Annotated in this window: 1 rRNA gene; it reads left to right on the forward strand. The window is 57.4% G+C overall.

The features are described from left to right. A 23S ribosomal RNA gene (locus ACNFOC_RS56025) occupies window positions 1-270 on the forward strand; the annotation flags it as partial.

Consider the following 270-nt stretch of genomic DNA (forward strand, 5'->3'; position numbering starts at 1 on the left):
ACAACCAGGAGGTTGGCTTAGAAGCAGCCACCCTTGAAAGAGTGCGTAATAGCTCACTGGTCTAGTGATTCCGCGCCGACAATGTAGCGGGGCTCAAGCGTACCGCCGAAGTCGTGTCATTCCAGCACATACTCCCAACGGAGGCTGGGATGGGTAGGGGAGCGTCGTGTGCCGGGTGAAGCCGCAGCGGAAGCTAGTGGTGGACGGTTCACGAGTGAGAATGCAGGCATGAGTAGCGATACACACGTGAGAAACGTGTGCGCCGATTGA

This window comes from Streptomyces colwelliae, assembly GCF_048158785.1.
In the GTDB taxonomy this organism is placed as follows: domain Bacteria; phylum Actinomycetota; class Actinomycetes; order Streptomycetales; family Streptomycetaceae; genus Streptomyces.